Source organism: Streptomyces sp. NPDC006012, assembly GCF_042871185.1.
In the GTDB taxonomy this organism is placed as follows: Bacteria; Actinomycetota; Actinomycetes; order Streptomycetales; family Streptomycetaceae; genus Streptomyces.
The window spans coordinates 68,547-89,949 of sequence record NZ_JBIAIE010000005.1 but is presented as its reverse complement, the minus strand read 5'-3'; the positions used below and the strand labels follow the sequence as shown (position 1 = coordinate 89,949).

Below are 21,403 nucleotides of genomic sequence, written 5' to 3'. Positions count from 1 at the left end.
CTCCGGCCGGGCGGTCCGTTGACATCGCCCGCCGACCCGACCATGCTAAGCAGTTGCTTAGAGGTGAGCGATGTCGACAGGAGAGGCCGGGACGAGGAACATGGCAGAACCGAGGATCTTCACCTCCCCCGACGAGCTGAAGGCGGCCGTGGGCGAGCAGCTGGGACCCACCGGCTGGCTGGAGGTCGACCAGAAGCGGATCGACCTGTTCGCCGAGGCCACCGGCGATCATCAGTGGATCCACGTCGACCCGGAGAAGGCCGCCGCGGGGCCGTTCGGCAGCACCATCGCGCACGGGTATCTGACCCTGTCGCTGCTGCCCCTCTTCGGCCCGCAACTGCTCCGGGTGGACGGCGCGACGATGGGCGTCAACTACGGCACCAACAAGGTGCGGTTCCCCGCGCCCGTCCCGGTCGGGTCCCGGCTGCGCGCCACCGCGCGGATCACCGGTGCCGAGGACGTCACCGGCGGCGTCCAGCTGACCGTCGCCTTCACCGTGGAGCGGGAGGGCGGCGACAAGCCCGTCTGCGTGGCGGAGTCGGTCTCCCGCTACTACCTCTGAGGCCGGCGCGAGGTTCGGCGCCGCCGCGCGCCGTCCGGCGGACCGGGGGCTACTCGGCCCCGACCATCCGCAGCACGAGGTCGGCGTAGAGCGCGCCGACCTCCTCGGGGGTGCGGGGGCCGTTCACGTTGAACCAGCGGGCCACGTCGATGCACAGGGACAGCACCGCGAGGGTCGTGCCCTGCACGTCGAGGACGTCGAACTCGCCGGAGGCCACGCCGTCCTGGACGATCCCGCGCACCTCGGCGTCGACCTGGCGGCGCAGCGCGAGGATCTCGCTGCGGGCGTCCGGGCCGAGCGCGTCCAGTTCGTACTGCACGACCCGTGCGGTGGTACGCCGGCCCGCGTGCCAGCGGACGAAGGAACTCACCGCGTCGGCGAGCCGCTCCGTGGCGCTGCCGGGGCCGCGCGCGGCCGTGCGCAGAATGTCCAGCGCCTTGTCGTGACCGATGCGGCTGATCCGGTGGAGGAGTTCTTCCTTGGTCTTGTAGTGGATGTAGAGCGCGGCCGGGCTCATGCCGGCGCGGCCCGCGATGTCACGGGTCGTCGTCGCGTGGTAGCCCCGTTCGGCGAAAGCCTCCACGGCGGCGACGAGCAGCCGCCGGGCCGCGTCCGGGCTGACCTCGCCCCACGGCTCGACCTCGCCGCCGGCCGTTTCCTCCGCCGCACTCATCGCTTCTTCGCCCCTCTCGGTGACAGGAGCTCCACCATACCGCCCGGAGATGAGCGAGCGCTTAGCATGCCCGCTCAGAGCTTCTCGAAGGGGTCGTGCTCGGCGAGCAGCTTCTCCAGCCGGGCCTGGTCGACCCGGTTGACGATCCGCCCGGCCTCCTGACGGTCCCGGATCACCTTCGCCAGGGTGAAGGCGGAGGTCACCAGGTACAGGACCGCGATCCCCAGGAAGGCACGCACCCAGACGTCGGTGTGCAGGTTGTAGATGCCGGCGGAGGTCGCCGCCAGGGCCACGGCGAAGGAGGCCACGGCCTGACCGTAGAACGCGGTCGTGCTCTGCTGATCGCGCGGTGTGTCACTCATGGGGACCAGCTTCGGCACGCCCGGCACGCGGCGCATCCGTCCGGATACGCAGACGGCACAGTGACGGCATACTCAGACGGCTGCTCAGGCAGCGGCGCCCGCGGCCCACCGGTACCCCGCACTTGCCGGTACCGGGCTCATTGACCTCCAGGCCGTCGGCATCCGGGCCGGTCGGCGCCCAGAGGCGCTCAGAACGCCGAAACCCCCGTCAGTGCCCGGCCGATGAGGAGTTTCTGGATCTGGCTGGTGCCCTCGTAGAGGGTCATCACCCGGGCGTCGCGCAGCAGTTTGCCCGCCGGGAACTCGTCGATGTAGCCGTAGCCGCCGAAGACCTGCAAGGCGTTGCCGGCGGCACGGACGGCCGCCTCGGAAGCGAAGAGTTTGGCCTTGGAGGACTCCACGGCGAACGGCAGACCGCGGTCGACCAGGTCGGCCACCCGCCAGGTCAGCAGCCGGGCCGCGTCCACGTCGACGGAGATGTCGGTGATCAGCTCCTGGACCAGTTGGTGGCGGGCGATGGGCACGCCGAACTGCTCGCGCTCGCCGGCGTAGCCGACGGCCGCGTCCAGCGCGGCCTGGGCTATGCCGACGCAGCCCGCCGCCACCGACATCCGTCCCTTGGCGAGCGCCGACATCGCGACCGCGAAGCCCTTGCCCTGTGGCCCCAGCATCGCCGAGGCCGGGACACGGACGTCCGCGAGGACCAGTTCGGCCGTCGCCTGGCCGCGCAGGCCGAGCTTTCCGTGGATGGCGCGGCGGGTCAGGCCCGGCGTGTCGGTGGGCACCAGGAAGGCGGAGACGCCTTTGTGGCCGGGTGCGTCCGTGGAGCGGGCGAAGAGCAGGACGACATCGGCCCAGGTGCCGTTCGTGATGAAGGTCTTGGTGCCGTTGACGACGTAGTGGTCGCCGTCGCGCACCGCCCGGGTGGTCAGGTTGCCCGCGTCGGATCCGGTGCCCGGTTCGGTCAGGCCGAAGCAGCCGAGGTACCCGCCGGAGGTCAGCCCCGGCAGCCAGCGGCGCTTCTGCTCCTCGCTCCCCCAGGCCGCCACCGACTTCGCGACGAGTCCGAGGGAGACGGACACGATGCCGCGGACCGAGGAGTCGCCGCGTCCCAGCTCCTCCGTGACCAGGCAGTACGCCAGGTGGTCACCGCCCGAGCCGCCGTACTCCTCGTCGACGGTGAGCCCGAGGAAGCCGAGCTCGCCGAGCTTCTTCACGATGCCCCGGTCCACCTCCTCGGCCCGGTCCCAGGCGGCGGCGTGCGGGGTGATCTCGCGCTCCACGAAGTCCCGCGCGAGCTGCCGGACGGCGGTCTGCTCCTCGCTGAGTCCCAGGTTCACCACGAGATCACCCCTGCCGAAGACGGATTCCTGAACGCCACGGCCCTGTCCCGGACGCCACGTCCACGGCAGCGCAGCGGGCCGTCTTTTAAATTACCACTGCTAGTTTTCTGTCGCAGCCCTACTATGTGCGCCATGGCCCGACCGCGCAAGCCCCTCCTCAGCACCGAACGGATCGTCCGGAAGGCACGGGAACTCGTGGACGCGGAGGGCCTCGCGGCCGTCTCGACCCGCCGGCTCGCCGCCGAACTGGGCGTGAGCGGACCCTCGCTCTACAACCACTTCCGCACCAAGGACGAGATCCTGGAGGCGGTCGCCGACTCGGTCAGCGGCCAGGTCGACCTGTCGATGTTCGAGGACGGCCGGGACTGGCGGGCCGCGCTGCACGACTGGGCCGCCTCCTACCGGGCCGCCCTGCGCGAGCATCCCAACCTCGTCCCGGTCTTCGCACGCGGTCCCGGCCGCCGGCCCGCGGCGCTGCGCCTCGCCGACGCCGTCTACGGCGCGATGGTCGACGCCGGCTGGCCGCCCGCGCAGGCCACCTCCATCGGCGCGCTCATGCGGTACTACGTCATGGGCTCGGCGCTCGGCTCGTTCGCCGGGGGATTCGTGGACGACGCGAGCGCCTACGACCCCGCCGACTACCCGCACCTCGGACAGGCCCACCGCCTCGCCGAGCAGCAGGAGAAGATCGACGAGCGGGCCTTCGAGACGGGTCTGACGGCGCTGCTGGACGGACTGGCGCAGCAGTACGAGCGGGTCGCGCGGCCGGTGCGGTGACGGCCTGCCCGGTGCCGTGACGGCCTGCCCGGTGCGGGTCCTGCGGAACCGGTGCGGGCGGCTGCGGTCCCGGTGCGGGGACCGCGGAGCCGATGCGGTCGGCCCCGGACCCAGCGCGGGCCGCTGCGGGGACGGTTCGGCGGCGGCCGAATCATCCATGGGCAATCCTGGGGACATGACCGTCGAAGACCCTCGTGCCGCGGGGCTCGCGGCGCTCGCCGGGCTGCTCGCCGACGAGACCAGGGCAGCCTGTCTGCTGGCGCTGCTGGACGGACGGGCCTGGACCAACGGCGAACTCGCCCGGCACGCCGGGGTCGCCGCGTCCACGCTCAGCGAACACCTGGGCAAGCTGGTCGCGGGCGGGCTGCTCACCGAGGAACGGCAAGGGCGGCACCGGTATGTGCGGCTCGCCGACGAGCGGGTGGCCCAGCTCGTCGAGGAGCTGACCGCCCGGGTCGACCCGGAGGCAGCGGTACGGCGACCGCGCACGCTGCGGGAGGCGGGTGCCGGATCCGCGCTGGCCCGCGGGCGCACCTGCTACGACCACCTCGCCGGGCGGCTCGGCATCGCGATCACCGACGCGCTCACCGCGCGCGGGGTGCTCGGCGTCACCAACGGGCCGACGGGCACCGCCGCGGCCGGTCTCCGGGTACCGGCCGCGGCGCCGCCACGACCGGCGCAGGCGGAGCGGACCAGTGCTTTCACGCTCACGGACGCGGGACGTGAGTGGTTCGACGGCGCCGGCATCGGGCTGCCGCGCACCGGCCGCCGGCCGCCGGCCCGTGCCTGCCTCGACTGGACCGAGCGCCGCCCCCATCTGGCGGGCGTCGCGGGCGCCGAACTGTGCCGGCACGCCCTGCGCACGGGCTGGTGCGTGCGCATCGGCTCGGGACGCGCTGTGAAGGTGACGGCCGCCGGCGCCGACGCGCTGTCCGACCTGCTGGGCATCGACCCCGGCACGCTGCGCTGAGCCGGTCCGGCTGCGCGTCGCCGGGCGGCCCCGTCAGCGCGGCACCGGCGCTCTCACAGCAGGACCAGGGCCCGGCCGCCCCTGCCCGTCAGCATGTTGTCGAAGGCCGCCGGGATGTCCGCCAGGGCGATGCGGTCCGTCACCAGCGCGGCCAGGTCCAGCCGGCCGGCACGTACGTGCTCGGCCAGGACCGGCAGGTCACGGGCGGGGTCGCTGTTGCCGTAGACGCAGCCGGTCAGGGTGCGGCCCCAGTGGAAGATCTCCAGGGCGTTGAAGGTGACCTGCTCGTCCTTGCCGCCGATGCCGACCACCGTCGTCCGGCCGCCGCGGCGGGTGGACTCCCAGGCGGCTCGGATGGTGGCCGCGCGGCCCACGCACTCGATGCCGACGTCGACCCCCTGTTTGTCGGTGAGGGCCCGGATCCGGCGCGGAGCCGTGGCGTCGGCGAGGAGGAAGTCGGTGGCGCCCGCGCCGCGCGCCAACTCCTCCTTGTGCGGGGAGGCATCGACGGCGACGATCCGCTCGGCGCCCACGATCCGTGCCGCCTGGAGTGCGGCGAGACCGACTCCGCCGGCCCCGAACACCGCGACCGTCTCCCCCGGCCGCACCCGCGCCGCGTGGTGCACGGCGCCGTAACCCGTCAGGACGGCGCAGCCGAGGAGGGCGGCCTCGGCGAGCGGAACGCCGTCGGGCACGGGCAGCACGCAGGCGGCCGGGACCACCGTCTCCTCCGCGAACGCGGCCACGTTGAGGCCGGGATACAGGTCGGTGCCGGTCACAGTGCGGGCGTAGACCTCGGCGGCACCGTTCAGGGCGTTGGCGCAGAGCCAGACCTCGCCGAGCGCGCAGGCGTGGCAGCGGCCGCAGGCCGGGGCCCAGTTGAGGACGACGGGGGTGCCGGGTGCGACCCCGGTGACCCCTTCGCCCACGGCGACGACCGTGCCCGCGCCCTCATGGCCGAGGACGGCCGGGACCGGTACCCGCATGGTCCCGTCGGACAGGGACAGGTCGGAGTGGCAGACGCCGACGGCGGCCAGGCGCACCCGGACCCGGCCGGGCCCCGGGTCCGGCAGGTCGATCTCGGTGATCTCCAGCGGGGCCCCGACGGCGGGCAGGACGGCGGCTCGTACGGCCATGGTTGCTGAACTCCCTCAGAACTGGAGCGACTTGGTCTGGAGATACTCGCTGAGCCCGTGCGCGCCCAGTTCCCGGCCCACTCCGGACTGCTTGTAGCCGCCGAAGGGGGCGAGCGGATTGAACCGGCCGCCGTTGATGTCGACCTGTCCGGTCTCCATGCGCCGCGCGAAGGCGACCGCCTGTGCCTCGTCGCCCGCCCAGACGGCGCCGGCCAGGCCGTAGACCGTGCCGTTGGCGATGCGCAGCGCGTCCTCCTCGTCGGCGTAGCGGAGGATCGTGAGGACCGGGCCGAAGATCTCCTCCTGCGCGATGCTCATCTCCGGTGTCACGTCCGCGAACACCGTGGGGCGCACGAAGTAGCCCTTCTCGCGCGGGGCGTCGGCGCCGCCGGCGACCAGCCGGGCGCCCTCGGCGGTCCCGCGCTCGATGTGACCGCGCACCCGGGCCCGCTGCTCGGCGCTGACCACCGGGCCGATGCGGTCGCCGTACTTGGCCGCCGCGGTCGTGGCCAGCGCCACGGCTTCGTCGTACTGGTCGGTGTGCACGAGCATCCGCGTCCAGGCGCTGCACGTCTGTCCCGAGTTGGCCATCACGTTGGCGACGCCGACGGCCACGGCCCGGGCGAGGTCGGCGCCGGGCAGGATGACGTTGGCGGACTTGCCGCCGAGTTCGAGGGCGACCTTCTTGACGGCGCCGCCCGCGACGGCGCCGATCCGGCGGCCCACGGCGCTGGAGCCGGTGAAGGAGACCAGGTCGACGCCCGGGTGCTCGACGAGGGCCTGGCCGGCGACCGGGCCGAGCCCGGTGACCAGGTTGAACACGCCCGCGGGCAGGCCCGCCTCGTGCACCGACTCCGCGAACAGCTGGGCGACGAGCGGGGTGTTCTCGGCCGGCTTGAGGACCACCGTGCAGCCCGCGGCCAGCGCCGGGGCGACCTTGGCGACGATCTGGTGGAGGGGGTAGTTCCAGGGGGTGATCGCGCCGACGACGCCGACGGGTTCGTGGTGCACGACCGAGTTGCCGACCCGCTCCTCGAAGACGTGGGTCGCGGCCAGTTCGGCGTACGTGCCGGCGACCGAGACCGGCAGGCCCGCGTGGACGGCGCGGGAGAACTCCAGCGGTGCGCCCAGTTCAGCGGTGACCGTCTCAGCGATCTCCTCCTTGCGGGCGGTCAGGACGTCGCGCAGGGCGGCCAGCCGGGCGGCGCGCTCGGCGGGCGCGGTCGCCGCCCACCCCGAAAGGGCGGCCCGGGCGGCGCGTACGGCGGTGTCGACGTCCGGGGCGGTGCCCGCCGGGACCCGGCCGACGACCTGTTCGTCGACGGGGTTCACCACCTCGATCACGTCCCGGCCCGCGGCGGGGCGCCAGGCACCGTCGATGTACAGGGCGTCATGTGCCTTCATGGTGCGTCCTCCTGGCGGGCCGGGTCGTCCGACCACAAACTAGCGACGTTAGTTTTCCGGCGCCAGGGGTTGCGGGGTCCCACCCGGGCCTCACCCGGGACGGGACCTGTACGACACCGGGCCGGGACCTGGACGGCACCGGCACGGACGGCGGCCGGTGGCGGAACGTGAACCGGAGCCCGTCCGCACGCCCCGGCCGTCAGTCCAGCACCCGCGCCAGATACGCGCGCAGCAGGTCCCGGGTCTCGGCGATGATCGCCTCGTCGCCCTCCGGGGACACCCGGAAGGCGAGGTGGACGAGGGTGTCGGCGGTCTCCACGGCGACCAGGAACATCCGTCGCAACTCCGCGTCGGGATCGCGGCCGAGATAGCCGGAGAGCAGGGCGGTGAGGTTCTCGGCGACGCGGTGGTTGGGCTCCGCGAGCCGGTCGCCGACCGGGATCTGGTTGCCGAAGTCCACCAGGGAGAAGCCGGGTGCGGTGCGCTTCATGGCCAGGTACTCGTCCAGCACGGCGTCCACGGCCGCCCGCCAGCCGCCCGGCCGGGCGCCCTTCAGCCGCCGGGTGACGCGCTCCGCGTAGCGTTCGAGGTTGCGCTGCGCGAGGGCGTCCACCATCTGCCGTTTGTTGCCGAAGAAGCGGTACACGGAGCCGATGGGCACGCCGGCCCGCGCCGCGACGGCCCGGGTGCTGAGGGCGTCGTAGCCCACCTCGTCGAGGAGGCCGGCGCAGGCGTCCAGGATTCTGGTCAGCCGTTCGACGCTGCGCCGCTGGACGGGGGCGCGGCGCAGCGATGTCGCATCGGGCACGGGCTTCATGATGCCTTTCAGGCGGAATCCGGTGAACCTCTCCCCACAGTACGGAGGCCGGCGGCCGGTGCGTCCCCCTCACCCGCGCCATTCCGGACGACCATCGCCCCGCCCCGCCCCCGCGCAGCGCCCGGCCCGGCCACCCCTCCCCCGGACCGCCCCCGCCCCCCGGCCGCGCCCGCCCGCCGTATCCGCCGGGTTCACTTGCCGGCGCCACTCCCCGCGGCCGGTGCGCCCGGCGAGGCAGTCGGGGCCGGTGCGGTCCCGGCTCCCGGCGAGGCGGCCGGGAGGGAACCTGAACCTGACCCGGACCCTGACCCTGACCCGGTCCCGGATCCGGTCTCCGCCCCCGACGCGGTGACGTCGGCGGTGCTCTCGACCGCCTTGCCGTGCACCGCCCACACCGTGCCGTCGTCGGCGTACAGGCGCGCGGTGACCTGGTGGGTGCCCTGCGGGACGAGCCGGGCGGCGAGGTGGTGGCGCGGGGTGCGCAGCCGGGCGACCGGTTCGCCGTCCACGAACAGGGCGGCGAGACCGCGGCCGGCCCGCGCCCGCCCCGCCGTGCCGTCCGCCGAGAAGCGGAAGCCGCGGACGGTCAGCCGTACGTCCCAGCCGTCGGCGGGGTCGGGGGTGACCTCGACTCCGACACGGGGTGCACCCGCCTCGGGCACCTCGCGGTAGCGCCGGTCCTGTTCGTCCCGCTTGTCGAGCAGCCGGCCCGCGGGCGCGGACGGTTTCGCACCGCCCCCGTCGTGCGCCGCGCCGGTCCCGCATCCCGCCGCCCCGGCCAGCAGCAGGACGCAGACGGCGAGCGCGCTGAACGTTCCCCGGGTCCACGGCATGCAGGGAGCGTAGAACACCGGTCCGGACCCCGGATCCCCCTTGGGTCGGGGGTTTTGGCCGGCGCCCTGCCATTCCTGGAGCAACTGGTCCGACGGCAGCCGCTGCGCGCCCGAAACCCTTGTGCCCGCGCAGCCATATTCCTATGGTGATCAACAGGAATGGCGAGGGCAGCGGATCCGGGTTCACGAGGGAGCGAACATGGGTGAGGACGCACGCAAGACCGCCGAGGTACTGACCTATCTCTCCGGCTTCGGCAACGAGCACACCTCGGAGGCGGTGCCCGGCGCCCTGCCGGAGGGCCGCAACTCCCCGCAGCGCGTCCCGCTCGGGCTGTACGCGGAGCAGTTGAGCGGGGCGGCGTTCACCGAGCCGCGGGCGCGCAACCGCCGCTCCTGGCTGTACCGCATCCGGCCGTCCGCCGCGCATCCGGCGTTCACCCGCGCCGACAACCGCGGGCTGCGCACGGCGCCGTTCGCGGAGACGGCGCCCGACCCGAACCGGCTGCGCTGGAACCCGCTGCCCGAGCCGCCGGCCGGGACGGACCTCCTGGCCGGGCTGTGGACCCTCGGTGGCAACGGCGACGCCACCGTGCGCAGCGGTATGGCCGTGCACCTGTACCACGCCAACGCCTCGATGGAGCGGGTCTTCAGCGACGCCGACGGAGAGCTGCTGATCGTGCCGGAGCGCGGCGGGCTGCTGCTGCGCACGGAGCTGGGGCTGCTGCGTGCGGAACCCGGTGAGGTCGCACTGATTCCGCGCGGGGTGCGCTTTCGCGCGGAGCTGCTGGACGAGACCGCCCGCGGCTACGTCTGCGAGAACTACGGTTCGCCGTTCCAGTTGCCGGACCTCGGCCCGATCGGTGCCAACGGGCTGGCCAACGCCCGGGACTTCCGGGCGCCGGTCGCCGCGTTCGAGGACGTCGAGGGGCCGGTGGAGGTGGTGAACAAGTTCTGCGGCAACCTGTGGACGGCCGTCTACGACCATTCGCCGCTCGACGTGGTCGCCTGGCACGGCAACCATGTCCCGTACGTCTACGACCTGCGCCGTTTCAATGTGATCGGGTCCATCTCGTACGACCACCCGGACCCGTCGATCTTCACGGTGCTCACGTCGCCGTCCGACACCCCCGGACTCGCCGGTGTCGACTTCGTGGTGTTCGCGCCGCGCTGGCTGGTGGGCGAGGACACCTTCCGGCCGCCGTACTTCCACCGGAACGTGATGAGCGAGTACATGGGCCTGATCGAGGGCGCGTACGACGCCAAGGCGGAGGGCTTCGTGCCGGGCGGCGGCTCGCTGCACAACATGATGTCCGCGCACGGCCCGGACCGGGCCACGTTCGACCGGGCGAGCGCCGCCGAGCTGAAGCCGCAGCGGATCGACGACGGCCTTGCGTTCATGTTCGAGACCCGCTGGCCGGTCACCCTCACCGGGCAGGCGGCCCGCGCGGACCACCTCCAGCAGGACTACGACGGCGTCTGGAGCGGCCTCGAACGGCACTTCCGCCCGTTGCGCTGAACGGTTGGGACAGGTACGGATAGCCGGTGACATCTTTCGCCCCAGACTCGATCGTCCTGAACCGCAAGCTGCCGCTCTGGTATCAGGTGTCGCAGTCCCTCCGTGCCTCGATACTCGGCCGCTCACCCCAGGACTCGCTGCGACTGCCCACCGAGGAACGGCTGGCCGAGCACTACGGGGTGAGCGTGCTGACCATGCGGCAGGCCCTGAAGGAACTGGAGGGCGAGGGGCTGATCAGCCGGCACCGGCGGCGCGGCACGTTCATCGAGCCCGGCGCCCGGCGGGGCACCCCGGTGCGGCTGCTCGGCTCGGTGGACGCGATCGTGGCCCAGCAGTCCGGGATGACGACCGAGCTGCTGGACCGCGGTCGGGCGTCCGTGCCGGGCGGACTCACCGAGTACTTCCCGGACCTGACCGAGGTGGAGACGTACCACCGGCTGCGGTTCGACGAGGGCAGCGGCGAGCCGACCAACCACGCGCGCAACTACGTCCGTCCCACGCTGGCCCGCTGCTTCGCCCCGGAGGACCTGGTCCGCTGGCCGATGACGAAGGTGCTGCGGGACGTCGCGGGCGCGGACATCAGCCGCATCACGGACACCGTCGAGGCCCGGCTCGCCGACCCGGAGACGGCACGGCTGCTCCAAGTGCCGCTGCTCAGCCCGATCCTGCACTACACCGGCGTGACGTACGACGCGGCGGACCAGGTGCTGGACGTGGCGGTCATCCACTACCGCGGGGACCGCTTCTCCTTCACGGTCACCCTCGAAGCCACCTGACCCCACCGGCTCCGGGCCCGCCCGCGCACGGAAGGTCGTACCATGCCCAGCGTGACGCACGACGACGCTCCGCTGCTCGCGGACCTCATGCCGTGGTCCGTCGCACCGCCGCGGATCGGCCGGGGGTGGCCGGCGGCCCCCGACGCGGCTTCCCTGAAGGCCCGCTGGGACGCCCTGGTGGAGGCCGCGGGTCCGGACCGGGAGGCCCTGTTCGAGCCGACTCGTTCGCGCACGCTGCACTCGGCCGTCGGTCAACTGCCCGGCCAGCCCAGCGGCACGGAACGGCTGGCGCGGGCGGCGGGTCCGTGCCCGGAACCGGTCCGCGTGCTCGCCGCGCCCTTCGACGAGCAGTGGCTGATCCCCGACCAGCGGCTGATCGACTCGGCCCGCCCGGAGCTGTGGCGGGTGGCGGACGACCACCAGGTGTTCGCCGTGGAGACGGCCGAGGAGGGACCCGGCCCGCTGCTCCTCGCGACGTCGCTGCTGCCCGTCCTGCACCCGGGCCGCATCCGGCCGCTGTACCGGCGGCCGGGCGGCCGGGAGCCCAATCTGGCGCCCGGCCTGCTGGACCACCTGGGCGCCCGGCTGGGCCTGTCCCCCACGCCGCTGGACGTGCTGGCCTGGGCGCTGGCCGCGACCCGTCCGGGCCCGGCGGTACCGCTCACGGAGGACCCCGGGCTGTGGTCGCGGGGGGTGGCGCTGGGCCGTCGCCTGCTGTGGCTGATGCGCCGCGACGGCGACCGCCCCAAGCTCCCCGGCGGCCGTCGCCCCTACGTCCGCGCCCCGCTTCCGCCCCGCCCGAGCACCGTCGGCTACGACCGGGACAAGGAGTGCCTGCGGTTGGACGAGGGCCGCATCGCGCCGGTCCCGCCCGGGGCCTGGGACTTCGAGGCGGCCGGAGTGCGGGTGCTGGAGGAGTGGTTCGCCGCGCGGACGGCGAAGGCCGCGCCCGGCACCCTGGCCGCCGTCCGCCCGGCGGCCTGGCCGCAGCCCTGGACGTCGGAACTGCTCGAACTGATCACGGTGCTGGCGCTGCTGGCGGAACTGCGCGCGGAGTGGTCCGGGTTGACGTCGGAGCTGACGGTGACCTCACCGGTCACGGCCGCGGAGCTGCGGGCGGCGGCCGTGCTGCCGCCGCCGGACTCGTCCCGCCGGCCGGCCTCCGTCCTGGACCATCACGAGGAGGGCCCGGAGGGCCAGTTCGCGCTGATCTGAGCGGGCCGGGCGAAGCCCCCGGCGGAACACCTGGACAGCCCCGCCGGACGCCGCGCCCGGTGCTCCCACCCGGTCGGCAAAGCGCTCAGGCGAGCGCCTCGAAGGCGTCGAGGACACGGTCCAGGGCGCGCTGGAAGACGGCCTCCAGGTCGATCGGCCCGGGATCCTCCGCGAACGCCGCGGCCAGGTGCGGATAGTCACCGGAGGCGATCCGGCCGCCGAGGTAGGCGATGCGGACCGCGTCCTCCTGTTCCTGGGTCCAGGGCAGCGAGCGGGTGCGCTCCGCGGTCTCCAGCTCGTTCCTGACGTAGGTCGTGACGACGCCGTTGAGCATCGCGATCAGTTCCAGCTTCGCGCCGGCGGGCGCGTCGAGCGGTTCCAGGCAGGCCAGGCAGTGTTCGAGATAGCGCAGGGCGTTGGGGCTGAAGCCGTAGACGGGTGACATCAGCCGCGGCAGCCACGGGTGCCGGTGCATCAGGGCGCGCGTCTGCCGTGCCACCTGGTTCATGTCCGCGCGCCAGTCCCCGGCGGGCCGCCACAGCTCGTGCTCGCCGCTGACCGCGTCCACCATCAGCTCGTACAGGTCCTCCTTGCGGGGGACGTAGTTGTACAGCGACATGGTGCCGCAGTCCAGTTCGGCCGCGACGTGCCGCATCGAGACCGCGTCGAGTCCGCGCGCGTCGGCGATCCGCACGGCCGCGCCCGCGATGTCCGCGCGGGTGTACGCCGGTCTGGGACCGCGGCCCGTGCGCTCGGGACGGGCCCAGATCACTTCGGGAACGGCCGCTCGGGCTGCCATTGATCATCACCTCGCGTCCCCATCCTAGTTACGTACGGCGTACGTAGTGCGCTATGGTCGACCCATGGATACTACGTACGCTGTACTTAGTGAGGGTCTGGAGAAGCGCTACGGCGCTGTGCACGCCCTGCGCGGGCTGGATCTGGCCGTCGCGCGGGGCACGGTCTGCGGGCTGCTCGGCCCCAACGGGGCGGGGAAGACGACGGCCGTACGGCTGCTCGCCACACTGCTGCGGCCGGACGCGGGTTCGGCCCGGGTCGCGGGCCACGACCTGGTACGGGAGGCCGCGGCGGTACGCCGCCGGATCGCCGTCACCGGGCAGTACGCGTCGGTCGACGGCGACCTCACCGGACGGCAGAACCTGCGGCTGTTCGCGCGCCTGCACCGGGTGCGCGGCCCGGCCGAGCGCGCCGCGGACCTGCTCGAACAGTTCGGCCTGACCGAGGCCGCCGACCGGCGGGCGGCCACCTACTCGGGCGGCATGCGGCGCCGGCTGGACCTGGCGGCGAGCCTCGTCCGCCGCCCCGACGTGATCTTCCTGGACGAGCCCACGACCGGTCTCGACCCGGCCGGCCGGAACCGGATCCAGGACGCGGTGCGCGAGCTGGCGGCCGAGGGCACCACTGTGCTGCTTACCACCCAGTACCTGGAGGAGGCCGACCGGCTGGCCGACCGGATCGCCCTGCTGGACCGGGGCCGGGTCGCGCACACCGGTTCACCCGCCGAACTCAAGGCCGTCATCGGCTCCTACGCCGAGGTCGTCGTCGCGCACACCGACGCGATGGCGCGGGCGGCCGGCGTCCTCGACCGGCTGACCGGTCACGAACCGGCGCTCGACCACGAGCGGCACACGGTGGGCGCGGTCACCACCGACGCCACCCTGACCCTGCCCCGCCTGGTGCGCGAACTCGATGCGGCGGGCGTGCCGTTGCTGGACGCCCGGTTGCGCCCGCCGACCCTCGACGACGTCTTCCTCCGGCTGACCGGCGCGACGACGGGGAGTCAGGCCGGCGAGCGCACCGGAGCCGGCGAGCGGACGGCCCCCGACGGCAACCGGCAGAAGGAGCGTGCGGCATGAGCGCGCTGCTGCACGACGGTGCCGCGATGGCGGGCCGGCAACTGCGCCGGGTCCGCAACAGTCCGGGGGTCACGGTCCTGACCCAGGTCATGCCGGTGAACATGCTGCTGTTCTTCGGCTACGTCTTCGGCAGCGCGCTCGCCATGCCCGGCCGGGAGTACCGGTCCTTCCTGCTCCCGGGGCTGCTGGTGGCGACCGCCGCGGGCGGGATCATGACGGGGATGTTCCAGGCCGCCCAGGACTGGCACCGGGGCGTGACCGACCGCTTCCTGACGATGCCGGTGAGCCGGGCCGCCGTGCCGCTCGGCCAGGCCGTGGCGGACCTGGCCGTCTCCGCACTCGGCACGGTGCCACTGCTGCTGGTCGGGCTGGCGGTCGGCTGGCGGGTCGAGGGGCCGGCGTCCGGGGTGCCGGCGGCGGTGGGCCTGTTGCTGCTGTTCCGGTTCGCCTGTACGAGCATCGGGATGCTCCTCGGCCTGCTCACCCGGAGCGAAGAGGCCGCCGGGCAACTCGGCGCCGCGACCTTCGTCCTGCCCCTGCTGTCCAACGCCTACATTCCCACCGGCAATCTGCCGGGCGTGCTGCGCACGCTCGCCGAGTGGAATCCGATCAGCGCGGTGACCACCGCCCTGCGGGACCTGTTCGGCAATGCTCCGGTCCCGTCGGGCGCCGCCTGGCCGGTCGCCCATCCGGTCGCCGGGTCACTGCTGTGGAGCCTCGTGCTGATCGCGGTGTTCCTGCCGCTCGCGGTACGCCGGTACGCGCACGGCGAGCGGTGAACGGCGCACGCCCCCGCCGGCCGCGGGGTCCGACCACCGACTGCCGGGAACGGTGGTGGGAGGCGGGGATGCCGAGCGGGCCGGGGGCGCGATCGTCGGTGCCGCCCCCGTCGCTGCCGGGCGGGTACGGGGCGCGGACGAGGGACGCACGGACACTCGGACGGCACGCCGCGGCGCCGCTGCGTGCCGTGGGGATGACGGACGACTAGATCGCAGCGGTACGCCGAGGCGGCTTGCGGTCCGGGCAGGTGCCCGTCGGTCAGTGCTTGTTGCCGCCGAACAACGAGCGGCGCAGCCGCCGCAGCGGCGCGAAGAGGGAGACACGACGCACACGCGTGTCCCGGTCACTGCGCTCCTGCCTGGAGTCACGCGCGGTCAGCTCACGCATCAGCAAGGTCGCTTCGGCCGCCTTCTGCTGCGGTATGGCGGGACCCGCCAGCACCGAGAGATGGCGGTCGAGGCGCGAACTGCTCGCGCTGCTCCCGCAGGTGATCGCAGGGACCCTCGCCCTGCTTCGCACTGTTATCTGCTCCATGTCACTCCCCACCCGTAACGAGTCCACCCGGCGCGGGCAGAGTAACCCTATCGCCCCATGTGGCCACTCGGGTATCACGCCCACAGTATTCACCTTCCCCGCAAGGAGGTTGGCGATTACTCTCCGAATCCGACCGGTTTCAGGGCGAGTTACGCAACCGGCTGACTGGTGGGCCACGCAGTGCGGTCGACCGGCCTGACAGTCACGGCGAGTGACTGCATGGAGGCGGTGAGTGCGGTTCTGCCCGGGGGCGTGTCGCCGAGGGCCGGGCCGAGGGAACGCGGCGCCACACAGAAGCACTGTCACCACAACGGTCGCATGGGCGTCCGGGCCGCGAGAACGTGGGCTATCTCACGCAGAGGGACACGCTCCGCTGCGGGCGGGTCCGACTCGGTTTCGCCCCCGGTGACGGACACGGCGACGGAGACCCCGACGGACGGGGCCTCCGCTTCGCCTTCGGACTCACCGCCGAATCCGTCCTCGTGCGCTGACGGATCAGTCGTTGTTGTTGAGCACCGGCAGGTAGCCGCCGGACTGGCCGGTCGCGGTGGGGTGGTACGAGGTACCGATGTCGAGCCAGTTCACGCTGTGCAGCCAGGAGTCGCCGGAACAGATCTCGTGGCCGGTGAAGGTGGTGCGGACGTCGCCGAAGACGAAGCCGTGGGCGGCGGCGCGCTGGGAGATGACGCTGTTCATGTAGTCGGCCGCGTCATTGATGGCGGACCGCTTGGTCTCGGAGAGACCCACGCACGTCGCGCCCAGCTTGTAGAAGCGGGGGTAGCCGATCACGACGACACGGGCGGACGGGGCCTTGGCCCGGATCGTCGAGTACGTGGTGTCGAGCTTGCCGGGCAGCGTCGAGGCGACGTAGGACCGGGCGGTGTTGATCCGGGACAGACAGGTGCTGTCGGAGTTGAGCACACAGGTCGTCATCACGTCGGCGAAGCCTGCGTCGTTGCCGCCGATGGTGATGGACACGAGGCCGGTGGAGGAGTTGAGCGAGCCCAGCTGGCCCGCGAGGACGTCGTCCGTGGTGGCGCCGGAGCAGGCGTTGAACGCGAACGACGACGGGGAGTGGGCGGCGTTGTACAGGTAGGGGTAGGCGTTGGTGCTGCGGTCGCAGTCACCGCTGGAGCTGATGTAGCTGCCCGCCCCGACCCCGGAGGAGTAGGAGTCACCGAGGGCCACGTAGCCGCCGGCCGCGGCGAGTTGGGACGCCTGCGCGGTGGCGGCCCCGGTGAGGACGGCACCTACGGCGAAGAGGGTCGAGATGAGATATGCGGTAAGTCGGGAACGTCTCATGGAACCTCCCTTTAGCAGCATCTCTGCCTCAACTTTGGTACCAGCTACGCGTGTTGACTGGAAGTGTTCATGCCAATTCTTTTCCAGTCCGGACCTGATCGACTCCGCCCGTTCACCGATCGAGTGATTCCGCGTTCACGACAGCTTTGTTGACAGCTTGTCAACAGCCTTGCCTCGTGACGCCCCGTCAAGGAGACCAGCGGGGGCCGGGAAACGGGCACAGGCGTACGGCAGGTGTGGGAGACACACGACTTCGGCACGGGAGGGAAGGGGTGACGGGGGCGCTCCGGGAAGCGGTCGCGCATCCGACACTCCGCGCCCACCACGGAAAGCGGGTGCGCACGGGGCCGCCGTGCCGGATCATGGCGGCATGTCCGCGAACCCACACGACGCTCTGCCGATCCGGCTCAACGTCGACGACTCCGACTCGCCGTCCGACGTCGTCGACGCGTTGTTCCTCGGCCGCTTCGCGACGGGCGAGCAGCCGTACTCGCACGCGGTCAACATCGAGCGGGTCCGCTCCGGTGCGACCCTGCTGCCGCGGGACGCCCGGGTGCTGCGCGTCGCCCGGGACGAGGACCGCAGCGCGACGCTCGCCGAGGGCGACGGCTGGACCCTGCTGGTCTCCCGCTGGAACCGGGGCGCCGACGTCACGGTCACGGCCACCAGCGCGGAACTGGCCGAGAAGGTCCTGGACCTGGCCACGGAGGGCGCGGCGGACGAGCCCGAACCGCAGCCGGAGAACGTGACCATGGGCTTTTGGTACGTGTCCCCGAGGCGCGGCCCGTACCGCACCACCCGCCAGATCTCGGCGGGCACCTGGGAGGAGGTGCGGCCCAACTACACGGCGCCGGTGGCGGAGGCGATGGACCACCTGATGAAGACGACCCCGGAGGACATCGCGGGCCGTCTGCTGCTGCTCCACGGCCCGCCGGGCACCGGGAAGACCTCGGCCCTGCGCACGCTGGCCCGTGCCTGGCGGGACTGGTGCCAGGTCGACTGTGTGCTGGACCCGGAGCGGCTTTTCGGCGACGTCGGCTATCTGATGGACATCGCGATCGGCGAAGAGGACGCGGCGGGCAAGGGCCGCTGGCGGCTGCTCCTGCTGGAGGACTGCGACGAACTGATCCGCGGCGAGGCCAAGCACACGGCGGGCCAGGCGCTGTCGCGGCTGTTGAACCTGACCGACGGGCTGCTCGGCCAGGGCCGCAACGTCCTCGTCGGCGTCACCACCAACGAGGATCTGGAGCGGCTGCACCCCGCCGTGGTCCGTCCCGGCCGCTGCCTGGCCCGCATCGAGGTGGGCCCGCTGACCCGCCGGGAGGCGGTGACCTGGCTGGGCACGGAGGAGGGGATCGGCCACAACGGGGCCACCCTGGCCGAGCTGTACGCACTGCGCCGCGGCACGACGCCGACCTCGGTACCGGGCGCGCGCGACGGGGCGGACGCCGGCCTGTACCTGTGAGGGACCCGGGCGGACGGCAGCCGGTCCGGGGGCAGTGACCGACGGCGGACCGTGCGGGACCATGGCGGGCGGCGGGCCGTACACGCACGTGGCGGACGGCAGCCGGTACGGGGCCGTGACCGGCAGCGGCTCGCCGCCCGCCCTGGCCACGGCCACGGAGCCGCCGCCGGTGCTTTGATGGAGGTATGACCCTGTTCGTCGGGACGTCGGGATGGCAGTACCGGGACTGGCGGGGCGTTCTGTATCCGGCCGACCGGCCGGTCCGGCTGTGGCTTGAGGAGTATGCGGCGCGGTTCGCCACGGTGGAGATCAACAACGCGTTCTACCGGCTGCCGACGCGGGAGAACTTCGAGAGCTGGCGGGAGCGCGTGCCCCGCGACTTCGTGGTCGCGGTCAAGGCCAGCCGCTACCTCACGCACATCAAGCGGCTGCACGATCCGCAGGAGCCGGTGCGGCGGCTGACCGGCTGCGCGGCGGGGCTCGGCGACCGGCTCGGCCCGGTCCTGCTGCAACTCCCGCCGACCCTGCGCGCCGACCCGGACCTCCTGGACGACTGCCTCGGATGCTTCCCGCCCGGCGTCCGGGTGGCGGTCGAGCCGCGTCACGACTCCTGGTGGACGCCTCGGGTCCGCGCGGTCCTGGAGGCCAGGGGCGCCGCGCTGTGCTGGGCCGATGTCCAGGCCCACCCGGTCACCCCGCTGTGGCGCACCACCGACTGGGGCTACGTCCGCCTCCACGAGGGCCGCGCCCGTCCCTGGCCGCGCTACGGCCGGCGTTCCCTGGAGACCTGGGCCGACCGCATCGCCACCACCTGGTCCGACGCGGACGACATCCACACGTACTTCAACAACGACCCTGGCGGGGCGGCGGTTCAGGACGCGACGGCCTTCGCCGGGGTGGCGGCGAAGGCGGGCCTGACGGTCACCCGCACCCCGGACCTCGCGGCACAGCGCTGAGCGACGCGCTGCTCCACGCGCCGCTCGGCCGCGCACCGACGGGCCGCGGACTGCGCCGACCCCGCAGTTCGAACGGGCTCAGTCCGCCCCGTAGGCCGCGCGCAGCGCATCGCGTACCGCCGCCAGCGCCTCCGTCTCCGCAAGCCCGAGCCGGCGGGCCCGCTCGGCGTAGGTCTGCGCGGCGGTCGCGGCCTCGCGGGCCGCGGCCGGGCCGACGGCCGCCACGAACGTCCCGTTGCGGCCCCGCGTCTCGATCACCCCGTCCGTCTCCAGCGCCCGGTACGCCTTGGCCACCGTGTTCGCCGCAAGTCCCAGCGACTCGGCCAGCCCCCGCACGGTCGGCAGCCGGTAGCCCACCGGCAGCACCCCCGCCCGCGCCTGCTCCGAGATCTGGGCCCGCACCTGCTCGAACGGCGGTGCGCTGTCGTCGATGTGGATCTTCAAGGTCACACCGCGATTCTCCCGCACCCACCGGAAAATGGCGGGCACCAGGTCCCCTGCCCCCGTAGCCTGCGGCCCCATGACTGTGCTCGTGCGCGATCTGCGTCCCGGCACGCGTGCGGACCTCGACGGCTTCGTCCAGGTCCGGCACCGTGCCCTCCCCTACATGCTGTTCACTCCGGAGTCCGTCGCCCACGACATCTCCCACGCCCACCCGGACGCCGGGCTGCGCCGGCTCGTCGCCGAGGAGGACGGCGAGATCATCGGCACCGCGCAGGTGGGCATCGCCTACGACAGCCCGGAGCCCGGCCAGGGCTGCCTCAATGTGTACGTCGATCCGGAGCGGACCGGGCGCGGCGCGGGCGGGCTGCTGATGCGTACCGCCGAGGAGCACCTGGTGGCCCGGGGCGCGCACCGGCTGCTGACCTGGGTGCTGGACGAGCCGGGAAACCGGGCCTTCGCCGAACGGCACGGCTACCGGGCCCTGCGCTCCGCGTACTTCCTCCGGCTGGATCTGGCGCATGCGGCGCTGCCCCCGTTGCAGGACCCGCCGCCGGGCGTCGAACTGCGCACGGCCGCGGACTTCGCCGACGACCCGCGCCCGCTGTTCGCGCTGGACGCGGAGACGATGGCGGACGAACCGAGCGACCTCGACACCGAGTTCACCGACTACGCGGCATGGCTCGCCGAGACCTGGCGGCACCCCCTGTTCAGCCCCGAGCTGACCTCGGTCGTGCTGGTCGACGGGCGCCCCGCCGCGTTCAGCGCGGCCCGTACGGACGGCGGGCACCGCTACGGCACCGTGATGACGGGCACCGCGCGCGCCTTCCGCGGACGTGGTCTCGCCAAGCTCGCCAAGAACGACTCCCTGCACCGCGCCCGCGCCGCCGGGTTCACGGAAGCGCTCACCGGCAACGACGCCGGCAACGGCCCGATGATCGCGATCAACAAGTGGTTCGGCTACCGGATCTGTGCGACGGAGGTGCGCCATGCCCGCGAACTCGGCTGACGGCGGCCGCGTGCTGGACGTCGTCCTCGTCAAGAGGGGCCGCACGAAGATCCGTTACCCCGCCGAACTGCTCCAGGACGACGGGACGCGGATCGTCGTGCGTGCCCCGTTCGCGGGCGGCACCGTCCGTGACTTCGGCTTCGTCCGCTTCGAACCGGGCGACGTCTTCACCGAGTACTACTGGCGGGACCGCTGGTACGCGGTGATGGAGGTCCGCGACCCCGCGGGCACGCTCAAGGGCTGGTACTGCGACATCGCCCGGCCGGCCGTGCTGACCGGCGCGGAGCTGGTCGTGGAGGATCTCGATCTGGATCTGTGGCGCTCCGCGGACGGCACGGACGTACGGCGTCTGGACGAGGACGAGTTCGCCGAGAGCGGGTTGACACGGACGGATCCGCGGGCCGCGGCCGCCGCCGCGGCCGCACTCGACGAACTGGAGGCGCTCGCTCGCACGGAACGCTTCGCGGCGCTGCTGGCCTGATCCCTCACCGGACGGGACAGCAGCATCATCCGGATTCGCATCGTCGCGACCGCCACCCACCGATCGTCGGCACACCGTCGCGACCGCCACCTACCGATCGTCGGCACACCGCCACGTACCGAACGTCGTCGCATCATCGCGTACCGCCCGTCATCACACCGCCGCGGCAACCGC

The 21,403-nt window shown here is 73.0% G+C and carries 23 protein-coding genes; 12 read left to right on the top strand and 11 right to left on the bottom strand.

The annotated features are described in order from the left end of the window. The first annotated feature begins 100 nt into the window (after positions 1–100). Positions 101–562: a MaoC family dehydratase gene (locus ACFYPJ_RS11850; RefSeq protein WP_389014251.1), complete on the top strand. Its 462-nt coding sequence runs from the start codon at positions 101–103 to the stop codon at positions 560–562. A 49-nt stretch (positions 563–611) separates the two neighbouring features. Here ACFYPJ_RS11850 and ACFYPJ_RS11845 read toward each other — a convergent pair whose 3' ends face one another. The 3 genes from ACFYPJ_RS11845 to ACFYPJ_RS11835 all read right to left on the bottom strand — a co-directional run bounded on the left by ACFYPJ_RS11845 (position 612) and on the right by ACFYPJ_RS11835 (position 2,937). Then, positions 612–1,235, bottom strand: coding sequence for a TetR/AcrR family transcriptional regulator (locus ACFYPJ_RS11845; RefSeq protein WP_389014248.1), 624 nt, complete (start codon positions 1,233–1,235; stop codon positions 612–614). A gap of 74 nt (positions 1,236–1,309) precedes the next feature. Then, positions 1,310–1,597 carry a YiaA/YiaB family inner membrane protein gene (locus tag ACFYPJ_RS11840; protein WP_389014245.1) on the bottom strand — a complete coding sequence of 96 codons (288 nt, stop codon included), beginning with the start codon at positions 1,595–1,597 and terminating at the stop codon, positions 1,310–1,312. A 188-nt stretch (positions 1,598–1,785) separates the two neighbouring features. Then, a complete protein-coding gene (locus tag ACFYPJ_RS11835; protein WP_389015072.1) occupies positions 1,786–2,937 on the bottom strand; it encodes an acyl-CoA dehydrogenase family protein in 1,152 nt (383 codons plus the stop codon). 135 nt (positions 2,938–3,072) lie between these two features. Here ACFYPJ_RS11835 and ACFYPJ_RS11830 point away from each other — a divergent pair, with 135 nt between their 5' ends. Together ACFYPJ_RS11830 and ACFYPJ_RS11825 are read left to right on the top strand one after the other, a co-directional pair. After that, on the top strand, positions 3,073–3,717 hold the full coding sequence (locus ACFYPJ_RS11830; protein WP_389014243.1) for a TetR/AcrR family transcriptional regulator: 645 nt from the start codon (positions 3,073–3,075) through the stop codon (positions 3,715–3,717). A 175-nt stretch (positions 3,718–3,892) separates the two neighbouring features. After that, the gene (locus ACFYPJ_RS11825) at positions 3,893–4,687 is read left to right on the top strand and encodes an ArsR/SmtB family transcription factor (RefSeq protein WP_389014240.1); all 795 of its coding nucleotides are present in this window, start codon (positions 3,893–3,895) and stop codon (positions 4,685–4,687) included. Between the two features lie 53 nt (positions 4,688–4,740). Here the strand turns inward: ACFYPJ_RS11825 and ACFYPJ_RS11820 are convergent, their stop codons facing one another. The 4 genes from ACFYPJ_RS11820 to ACFYPJ_RS11805 all read right to left on the bottom strand — a co-directional run bounded on the left by ACFYPJ_RS11820 (position 4,741) and on the right by ACFYPJ_RS11805 (position 8,877). Beyond that, positions 4,741–5,823, bottom strand: a complete 1,083-nt coding sequence (locus ACFYPJ_RS11820) for a Zn-dependent alcohol dehydrogenase (protein WP_389014239.1) — start codon at positions 5,821–5,823, stop codon at positions 4,741–4,743. Between the two features lie 15 nt (positions 5,824–5,838). Beyond that, positions 5,839–7,227 carry an aldehyde dehydrogenase family protein gene (locus tag ACFYPJ_RS11815; protein WP_389014236.1) on the bottom strand — a complete coding sequence of 463 codons (1,389 nt, stop codon included), beginning with the start codon at positions 7,225–7,227 and terminating at the stop codon, positions 5,839–5,841. Between the two features lie 199 nt (positions 7,228–7,426). Continuing rightward, on the bottom strand, positions 7,427–8,044 hold the full coding sequence (locus ACFYPJ_RS11810; RefSeq protein ID WP_389014233.1) for a TetR family transcriptional regulator: 618 nt from the start codon (positions 8,042–8,044) through the stop codon (positions 7,427–7,429). Between the two features lie 191 nt (positions 8,045–8,235). Next, positions 8,236–8,877 carry a hypothetical protein gene (locus tag ACFYPJ_RS11805; protein ID WP_389014231.1) on the bottom strand — a complete coding sequence of 214 codons (642 nt, stop codon included), beginning with the start codon at positions 8,875–8,877 and terminating at the stop codon, positions 8,236–8,238. Positions 8,878–9,076: 199 nt separating this feature from the next. On the opposite strand from ACFYPJ_RS11805, the gene hmgA reads away from it, so the two are divergent. From hmgA to ACFYPJ_RS11790, 3 genes are read left to right on the top strand one after another with little or no spacing between them, the layout of a single operon-like run. After that, the gene (hmgA, locus tag ACFYPJ_RS11800) at positions 9,077–10,393 is read left to right on the top strand and encodes a homogentisate 1,2-dioxygenase (protein WP_389014229.1); all 1,317 of its coding nucleotides are present in this window, start codon (positions 9,077–9,079) and stop codon (positions 10,391–10,393) included. Between the two features lie 26 nt (positions 10,394–10,419). After that, complete coding sequence (locus tag ACFYPJ_RS11795) at positions 10,420–11,169, top strand: GntR family transcriptional regulator (protein WP_389014226.1); 750 nt, start codon at positions 10,420–10,422, stop codon at positions 11,167–11,169. 42 nt (positions 11,170–11,211) lie between these two features. After that, the gene (locus ACFYPJ_RS11790; protein WP_389014224.1) at positions 11,212–12,384 is read left to right on the top strand and encodes a type ISP restriction/modification enzyme; all 1,173 of its coding nucleotides are present in this window, start codon (positions 11,212–11,214) and stop codon (positions 12,382–12,384) included. Between the two features lie 85 nt (positions 12,385–12,469). Here the strand turns inward: ACFYPJ_RS11790 and ACFYPJ_RS11785 are convergent, their stop codons facing one another. Beyond that, positions 12,470–13,183 carry a TetR/AcrR family transcriptional regulator gene (locus ACFYPJ_RS11785; protein WP_389014221.1) on the bottom strand — a complete coding sequence of 238 codons (714 nt, stop codon included), beginning with the start codon at positions 13,181–13,183 and terminating at the stop codon, positions 12,470–12,472. 64 nt (positions 13,184–13,247) lie between these two features. Here ACFYPJ_RS11785 and ACFYPJ_RS11780 point away from each other — a divergent pair, with 64 nt between their 5' ends. Both ACFYPJ_RS11780 and ACFYPJ_RS11775 read left to right on the top strand, forming a co-directional pair. After that, a complete protein-coding gene (locus tag ACFYPJ_RS11780; RefSeq protein WP_389014219.1) occupies positions 13,248–14,261 on the top strand; it encodes an ATP-binding cassette domain-containing protein in 1,014 nt (337 codons plus the stop codon). Further along, positions 14,258–15,040: an ABC transporter permease gene (locus ACFYPJ_RS11775; protein ID WP_389014216.1), complete on the top strand. Its 783-nt coding sequence runs from the start codon at positions 14,258–14,260 to the stop codon at positions 15,038–15,040. The genes ACFYPJ_RS11780 and ACFYPJ_RS11775 overlap by 4 nt, the downstream gene beginning before the upstream one ends. Before the next feature lie 259 nt (positions 15,041–15,299). Here the strand turns inward: ACFYPJ_RS11775 and ACFYPJ_RS11770 are convergent, their stop codons facing one another. Both ACFYPJ_RS11770 and ACFYPJ_RS11765 read right to left on the bottom strand, forming a co-directional pair. Beyond that, positions 15,300–15,575 (bottom strand): hypothetical protein, encoded by a 276-nt coding sequence (locus ACFYPJ_RS11770; RefSeq protein ID WP_389014213.1) that lies wholly within the window; start codon positions 15,573–15,575, stop codon positions 15,300–15,302. Between the two features lie 495 nt (positions 15,576–16,070). Next, complete coding sequence (locus tag ACFYPJ_RS11765) at positions 16,071–16,877, bottom strand: SGNH/GDSL hydrolase family protein (RefSeq protein ID WP_389014210.1); 807 nt, start codon at positions 16,875–16,877, stop codon at positions 16,071–16,073. 370 nt (positions 16,878–17,247) lie between these two features. Between ACFYPJ_RS11765 and ACFYPJ_RS11760 the strand changes: the two genes are divergently transcribed. Both ACFYPJ_RS11760 and ACFYPJ_RS11755 read left to right on the top strand, forming a co-directional pair. Continuing rightward, the gene (locus ACFYPJ_RS11760; RefSeq protein WP_389014208.1) at positions 17,248–18,342 is read left to right on the top strand and encodes a DUF5925 domain-containing protein; all 1,095 of its coding nucleotides are present in this window, start codon (positions 17,248–17,250) and stop codon (positions 18,340–18,342) included. A 185-nt stretch (positions 18,343–18,527) separates the two neighbouring features. Beyond that, on the top strand, positions 18,528–19,298 hold the full coding sequence (locus ACFYPJ_RS11755) for a DUF72 domain-containing protein (protein WP_389014205.1): 771 nt from the start codon (positions 18,528–18,530) through the stop codon (positions 19,296–19,298). A 78-nt stretch (positions 19,299–19,376) separates the two neighbouring features. Here ACFYPJ_RS11755 and ACFYPJ_RS11750 read toward each other — a convergent pair whose 3' ends face one another. Continuing rightward, entirely contained in the window at positions 19,377–19,748 is a 372-nt protein-coding gene (locus ACFYPJ_RS11750; protein WP_389014203.1) for a GntR family transcriptional regulator, read from the bottom strand. Between the two features lie 70 nt (positions 19,749–19,818). On the opposite strand from ACFYPJ_RS11750, the gene ACFYPJ_RS11745 reads away from it, so the two are divergent. Then, positions 19,819–20,748: a GNAT family N-acetyltransferase gene (locus ACFYPJ_RS11745; RefSeq protein ID WP_389014199.1), complete on the top strand. Its 930-nt coding sequence runs from the start codon at positions 19,819–19,821 to the stop codon at positions 20,746–20,748. Beyond that, positions 20,729–21,229, top strand: a complete 501-nt coding sequence (locus ACFYPJ_RS11740) for a DUF402 domain-containing protein (RefSeq protein ID WP_389014196.1) — start codon at positions 20,729–20,731, stop codon at positions 21,227–21,229. Before ACFYPJ_RS11745 ends, ACFYPJ_RS11740 begins: the two co-directional genes overlap by 20 nt. The last annotated feature ends 174 nt before the right edge of the window (positions 21,230–21,403 follow it).